General features: G+C 38.2%; 4 protein-coding genes. 3 read left to right on the top strand and 1 reads right to left on the bottom strand.

Annotation, left to right across the window (positions count from 1 at the left end):
• The first annotated feature begins 381 nt into the window (after window positions 1–381).
• Both ABES02_RS26520 and ABES02_RS26515 read left to right on the top strand, forming a co-directional pair.
• Window positions 382–1,998 (top strand): lactate permease LctP family transporter, encoded by a 1,617-nt coding sequence (locus ABES02_RS26520; RefSeq protein WP_430140754.1) that lies wholly within the window; start codon window positions 382–384, stop codon window positions 1,996–1,998.
• A gap of 30 nt (window positions 1,999–2,028) precedes the next feature.
• Window positions 2,029–2,976: an L-lactate dehydrogenase gene (locus ABES02_RS26515; RefSeq protein ID WP_430140753.1), complete on the top strand. Its 948-nt coding sequence runs from the start codon at window positions 2,029–2,031 to the stop codon at window positions 2,974–2,976.
• A 533-nt stretch (window positions 2,977–3,509) separates the two neighbouring features.
• Here the strand turns inward: ABES02_RS26515 and ABES02_RS26510 are convergent.
• Window positions 3,510–5,507 carry a S9 family peptidase gene (locus ABES02_RS26510; RefSeq protein WP_430140752.1) on the bottom strand — a complete coding sequence of 666 codons (1,998 nt, stop codon included), beginning with the start codon at window positions 5,505–5,507 and terminating at the stop codon, window positions 3,510–3,512.
• A gap of 150 nt (window positions 5,508–5,657) precedes the next feature.
• On the opposite strand from ABES02_RS26510, the gene glsA reads away from it, so the two are divergent.
• Window positions 5,658–6,584, top strand: coding sequence for a glutaminase A (gene glsA, locus ABES02_RS26505; RefSeq protein ID WP_430140751.1), 927 nt, complete (start codon window positions 5,658–5,660; stop codon window positions 6,582–6,584).
• The last annotated feature ends 34 nt before the right edge of the window (window positions 6,585–6,618 follow it).

Here is a 6,618-nt window from a genome sequence, read left to right as displayed (position 1 = left end):
TATTTTCCCTCTACTCGATTTGTTCGATGCCACTCCATAAAAAACGTTAAGGAATTCTTAAGAAATCTTATCGGAAGTTCCTAAGATTTATCTATTAAAATAACTCTATCAGCAAAATCAATACAATACCCGTTATTGACGTTGATGCCGAGATTCGTGATGTTAATTAAAAGTTCATTGTTTATCCATAAATAATGTGAAACGTTTCACAAACATAGTGTTATACTAACGTTGTTACCGTAACAATAGTAAAAACCAATTTTAATAGAAAAAAGTAAAATATTTTTTGATTTAATTGTGAAATATTCACAGTATGAATCATTGTTTTTTAATAATTGGTAAGAATAAAAAGGATTTACTATTAACTGGGAGTTGAACGGCATGAATGTTTGGGAGCAATTATATAATCCATTGAGTAACATTTGGTTGTCAGCTATTGTAGCTGCCATTCCTATCGTTTTTTTTATTGTAATGCTGACAGTTTTTAAGTTAAAAGGATATATTGCAGGACTCTACAGCATCATTGTAGCAGGAATTGTTGCAGTCTTCATTTATAAAATGCCTATTATATTAGTTTTGATGTCTGCTATATATGGAGCTTTAGCCGGTATATGGCCGGTTGCATCGATTGTGTTTGCTGCCATTTTCCTTTATAAAATAACCGTAAAAACAGGTAAATTTGCAATTATAGAAAATAGTATATCTTTTATTACAGCCGACCAAAGATTGCAAGTTCTTATAGTAGCCTTTTCATTCGGAGCATTTTTGGAGGGAGCTGCAGGATTTGGAGCACCTGTTGCGATAACAGCAGCTATTTTAGTTGGACTTGGATTTAGTCCTATATATGCAGCAAGTCTTTGTTTGATTGCAAACATTGCTGGTGGTGCATATGGAGCAATGGGTATTCCAGTAACGGTCCCTTCCCTGCTTACAGGGTTAGATGGTCTTGTTGTTGGAAGATATACGGCATTTGTCCTTCCAATCTTAAGTATAGTAGTAGCATTTTTACTAATTTTTATCATTGATGGGTTGAAAGGGATTAGGCAAACCTTCCCAGCAGTATTAGTCAGCGGTGTTTCATTTGCACTTACACAGGCAATGGTTCTAACTTTCTTAGGTGCTGAACTTGCAGACATCTTTGCTGCAATTGTGAGCTTGGTAGCACTAGCCCTATTTTTACAAGTGTGGAAACCGAAAGAGATTTTCCGTGTGAATAAAGAGAAGACGATAGATAGGCAGGTTAAGTATTCTTTTGGAAAAATTGCTCATGCTTGGCTGCCATTTGTATTTTTAACCCTATGTGTTACTTTGTTTAATTTATCATTTTTCAAAAATTTATTTATACCTGGCGGCCCTTTAGAAAAGTTAGTCTTATTGCTGCCCATTCCAGGATTAAACAATACAGTCATCAAGCATGCACCAATCGTTCCGCAAGATACACCATATGCTGCAGTATTTAAATTAGATTTATTTTCATCTACTACAACAGCAATTGTCATAACGATCATTGTTGCAAGCATTCTTTTTCGCTGCAGCAGCAAACTGCTGATAGATACTGCAAAAGAAACGGCAAAAGAGTTATTGTCACCAGTGCTAACGATTTGTAGTGTACTTGCTTTTGCTTACATTTGTACTTACTCTGGTATGTCATCAACACTCGGTTTAGCATTTGCTTCAACAGGTGCAGTATTTCCATTATTCTCGCCAGTGCTAGGGTGGTTAGGAGTATTTTTAACAGGCAGTGTTGTTAACAGCGGTTCCTTATTTGCGCCACTTCAATCTGTCACTGCTTCACAAATTGGTATAGCACCTGAAACAATGGTTGCTGTCAATGTAATGGGGGGGACAATGGCTAAAATGATTTCACCTCAATCTATCGCTGTTGCAGCCGCAGCAGTTGGAATAGCAGGAAAAGAAAGTGAATTATTTAAAGTGACAATTAAATATAGCTTAGGTTTACTTGTTGTAATTGGAATAATTAGCTGGTTAATATTTTAAATTTTTTCATTTGAAGGGAGATTTATGATCATGAATAAAGAAAAAGTAAATCGCATTGTACTAGTTGGAACAGGCGCTGTAGGTTGCAGTTATGCGTACTCATTGATTAACCAGGGAGTTGCTGAGGAATTAGTCTTAATAGATGTAAATGAAGCAAAAGCTGAAGGAGAAGCGATGGATCTTAACCACGGAATGCCGTTTGCACCTTCACCAATAAACGTATGGAGCGGTTCTTATCAAGATTGTGGAAGTGCGGACTTAGTTGTAATCACTGCGGGATTGGCACAAAAGCCAGGTGAAACCCGATTGGAATTAGTTGAAAAAAATACGAAAATATTTAAACAAATTGTTAAAAGCATTATGGAAAGTGGATTTAATGGAATCTTCTTAGTGGCAACAAATCCAGTAGATATCTTAACGTATGTAACCTGGAAAGAATCAGGACTACCAAAAGAACGTGTAATTGGTTCAGGGACGGTATTAGACTCTGCACGGCTAAGATTTGCACTTGGGAAGTACTTCAATGTTGATACAAGAAATGTTCATGCAGCTATTATTGGTGAACATGGAGATACAGAGCTTCCTGTTTGGAGCCATGCCATGATTGGAATTGAGCATGTCGATACGGTTTTTGAACGGAAGGGAGATTTAAAAAAAGAATGTCTAGATGACATTTTCGTTAACGTCCGTGATGCTGCTTATCAGATTATTGAGCGTAAAGGGGCAACGTATTATGGAATTGGAATGTCGCTTGTTCGGATTACGAAAGCTATCCTTAATAATGAAAACAGTATCCTGACAGTATCTGCTTATCTAAACGGAGAATATGGACAAAATGATATATATATCGGAGTTCCAGCAAAAATTAATCGTGCCGGCATTCAAGAAATAGTTGAAATTGAGCTCAATGATAAGGAAAAAAAACAATTCAATCATTCTGTTTTAGTACTAAAAGAAACGATGAAACCGGTAATTTAAGAATTAGTAATGGATCCTTCAATCAATTTAATATAAGGACAAATGGAGTTAGAAATAACCTCATTCAGATTGATCACGGTGAACCGTACCATAATTAAATGAGATTTATAATACATTCTTAAAGAGATATATTTGATTCTTAGATTAATATTTTCATTAATCAAAAAAAATTATCCTGATTTGTTTTTTTGCAATTGCCCGAATGATTTTTAGAAGTTTAAAGAAGCATCAAAGAACACTTCAACGTTCTTGATACTTCTTTCTTTTTTTATTATGCCATGGAAAGATTTTGTCCATCTGAATCAAAACGAAGATGCCAAAGTGTACGTTGATTCTCTCTTAAGAGTGCTTTGTTTGTTTTTGGTCCAAGTGATGACTTAGTAAAGTTAGACCGGCAAAGATAGCAATCAACCTGCCGACCAATGTCACACTTATCAAATTTCCTTGATGGTAAACCATTCCGCCTACTGTTGAACCCAAGGCGCTACCGATATTGCTTGCGACTGGCATCAGTGAGCACGTTAGTAATATTCTTACTCAAGCCGATCATCAAACCAACCAATTAAATGCTTTAGACGTTCTAAACGGTGCTTGGGTTTGCCGGAGCGTGAAAGGTCATGGTTTTCATCCGGGAAGCGGACTAGCTTTGTTTCTACTCCTAAACGTTTAAGGGCAATATACCATTGCTCTGCCTGTTCCATTGGACAACGTAAATCCTGTTCACTGTGCAGGATTAATATCGGTGTTTTTACATTACGAGCATGGTGAAGAGGGGAGAGCTTTAATAACTTCTCGGCATCATCCCATAAATCAGCATGTCCATGCTGCCATTCCGTGAAGAAAAAACCAATATCACTCGTTCCGTAGAAGCTATGCCAATTACAAATACTACGCTCCGTAACCGCTGCTTTAAAACGGTCTGTTCGAGTGACGATGACGTTGGTCATATAACCACCGTAACTGCCTCCCGTAACAAATAACCGGTTGTGATCGATAAAGTTATAGTTTTCTAATGTATAATCAACACCGGCCATAATATCCTCATAATCCATACCACCGTAATCACCGATAACGGCATTGACAAAGTCATGACCATAGCCATGGCTTCCCCTAGGATTCGTGTAAAGCACTACATAGCCTTTTGAAGCCATTACTTGCATCTCATGGTGAAACCCATTTCCATATGCCGTTGCCGGCCCGCCGTGAATCTCAACGATCATCGGATATGTTTTCCCTTCCTCAAACCCAAATGGCTTTAAGATCCAGCCTTCCATATCCCAGCCATCTCTGCTCTTGTATTGGAAATTTTCAGGAGTACTTAAATGAACCTGGTCATATAGCTCTTGATTCCAATCCGTTAGCTTTTGAACGATACTCACATTTTTTAAATCTTGAAGGACTAAATCTCCTGTAGAATGAGGAGTAGCGAGCACAAGGACCGCCTGATTTTCACTTATGATATCAAAAGAAGTAACGGTTGCGATTGAAGGGGAATGTGCAGCCGAAACCTCCCCATTCAGGGTCACCTTAAATAACTGACAATCGCCGCCAACTGTGGCAGTAAAGTAAATGCTAGAACTAGTAGAGTCCCATATTAATCGAAATTCTGCTGTGTCATACTTCGCATCAACACCTACAAGGTTTCCGATTGTGTAGTCAAAGCCCTCCGTTAAATTTGTTAAATTACCTGTTTCCACGGATAGCAGGAGTACATTTGTATTGCCTTGGCTTCGTTCACCACGGGTATGACCAGCAAAGGCCAGCCATTTACCGTCTGGTGATACGGAAGGTGCACTGATATATCCATTTCCTTGATAAAAAAGGGTCTCTTTCTTTAAAACCAGATCGTATTTCCAAATAGCCGGGAGGTAGCCCCACTCTGTATCTTCGGCCTTCGTTCCAACATAGAATAAGCTTTTTCCATCTGGAGAGAAACGAGGCTGAGAAAAATCATGCTCTCCCTCAGTAACTTTTGTATAAGATCTTGTCTCCATGTCAAATAGGTAAACATGCTTGCGGTCGTAATTATAAATACCAACTCCGTCTCCTTTATAACGAAGTCTAGTAATCACCTTCACATCACTTTTTTCTTCCTTCTTATCTTCGTCCTTATCAGAGGTATGCTTTAAGTCTCCGTTAATGGTAAGAGCAAGTTGCTTTCCATCTGGAGACCAGACAAATTCACCAATTCCTTGCTTTACGTCTGTTAATTGAACAGCTTCACCACCATTAGTATGTAAAAGCCAGACTTGATTTTTTTCGGTGCGGTTTGAAAGGAAGGCAAGCATGCTGCCATCTGGTGACCATTTTGGAGAAGTATCTTTTACTAAGCTCTCTTTTGAATAATGAGAAGTAAACTGTCTGCCTTCATTTTTTAAATCGGTTACGTAAATATAAGAATAGTAGCCATCTTTTTCTTTATCGACATGAGTCAAGACATAAGCAGCTTTATCTTTGCTAGGTGAAACTTGAGGATCTCCGACAAACTTAAAATTACATAAATCTTCAGCTGTAATTGGACGCTTCGTCATGTTCTATTCCTCCATATGTGCTTTTTATAAGTCTATCTTAACATTTCGATAATCGAAGTAAATGAATTTTTTGTATTTTCATAATAATGTTGCCGTATACTCGTGAATGGCCGGACCTTCGTTCGCCCATACTACTAGGGGTGATACATAATGCCATGTCAAACAAACGGCGACTTACAGCTAATAGTGGAAGAGGCAAAAAAATATACAAAACTCGGCAAGGTTGCAGACTATATTCCCGAGCTGGGTAAAGCAAATCCTGGTGATCTTTCGATTGCGATTCATTATCCGGACGGAAGATGTATCTCAGCAGGAGATATTGATAAGAAGATTACTCTGCAAAGTATCTCAAAGGTTATCAGCTTAGCTCTTGTTTTAATGGAAAGAGGTAATCGGTATGTATTTGAACGAGTTGGGATGGAGCCAACTGGAGACCCATTTAATTCGATTGCCAAGTTGGAAACAATGCCGGCCAAACCATTAAATCCAATGATCAATGCTGGGGCACTTGTCGTGACACATATGATAAAAGGGGATACAGTGGAGGAGCGGTTTAATCGGTTATTAGGCTTTATTCGGGAATTGGCCGATGACCCTTCAATTGGTTATTGTGAAAGGATAGCAAGTTCCGAATTGGAAGCTGCTGATTTAAACAGAGCCTTATGTTATTTTCTTAAGCAGCATAACATCATCAAAGAGGATGTAGAAATATTATTGGATTTGTACACAAAACAGTGTGCTATCGAAATGAATTGTTTGGATTTAGCGAGAATCGGGATGATTTTCGCGATGGATGGAATGGATCCTCTTAATGGGAAAAGGATTATGCCTGACGATGTTGCAAGAATTTGCAAAACGTTTATGGTCACGTGTGGAATGTATAATGCATCCGGCGAATTCGCCATCAAAATAGGGATTCCGGCTAAAAGCGGTGTATCAGGCGGAATCATGGGGTCAGTTCCTGGTAAATTTGGAATTGGCATTTTCGGCCCTGCCTTGGATGAAAAGGGGAACAGTGTTGCCGGACTTAAACTCTTGGAATTTTTATCAAAAAATTATAGGTTGAGTATGTTTTAAGGAAATCCAATCTTTACATTTCAAAAAAGCTGCA

Origin of the sequence: Neobacillus pocheonensis (genome assembly GCF_050477905.1) — a bacterium.
GTDB classification, from domain to species: domain Bacteria; phylum Bacillota; class Bacilli; order Bacillales; family Cytobacillaceae; genus Neobacillus; species Neobacillus pocheonensis_A.
The sequence above is the reverse complement of the archived record's forward strand: the minus strand, read 5'-3'. Positions and strand labels throughout refer to the sequence as shown.

What these genes read in the sequence shown, in the direction of transcription:
- ABES02_RS26520 (WP_430140754.1), top strand. Translation starts at nt 382, where the DNA reads ATGAATGTTTGGGAGCAATTATATAATCCATTGAGTAACATTTGGTTG.
- ABES02_RS26515 (WP_430140753.1), top strand. Translation starts at nt 2,029, where the DNA reads ATGAATAAAGAAAAAGTAAATCGCATTGTACTAGTTGGAACAGGCGCT.
- ABES02_RS26510 (WP_430140752.1), bottom strand. Translation starts at nt 5,507, where the DNA reads ATGACGAAGCGTCCAATTACAGCTGAAGATTTATGTAATTTTAAGTTT.
- glsA (WP_430140751.1), top strand. Translation starts at nt 5,658, where the DNA reads ATGCCATGTCAAACAAACGGCGACTTACAGCTAATAGTGGAAGAGGCA.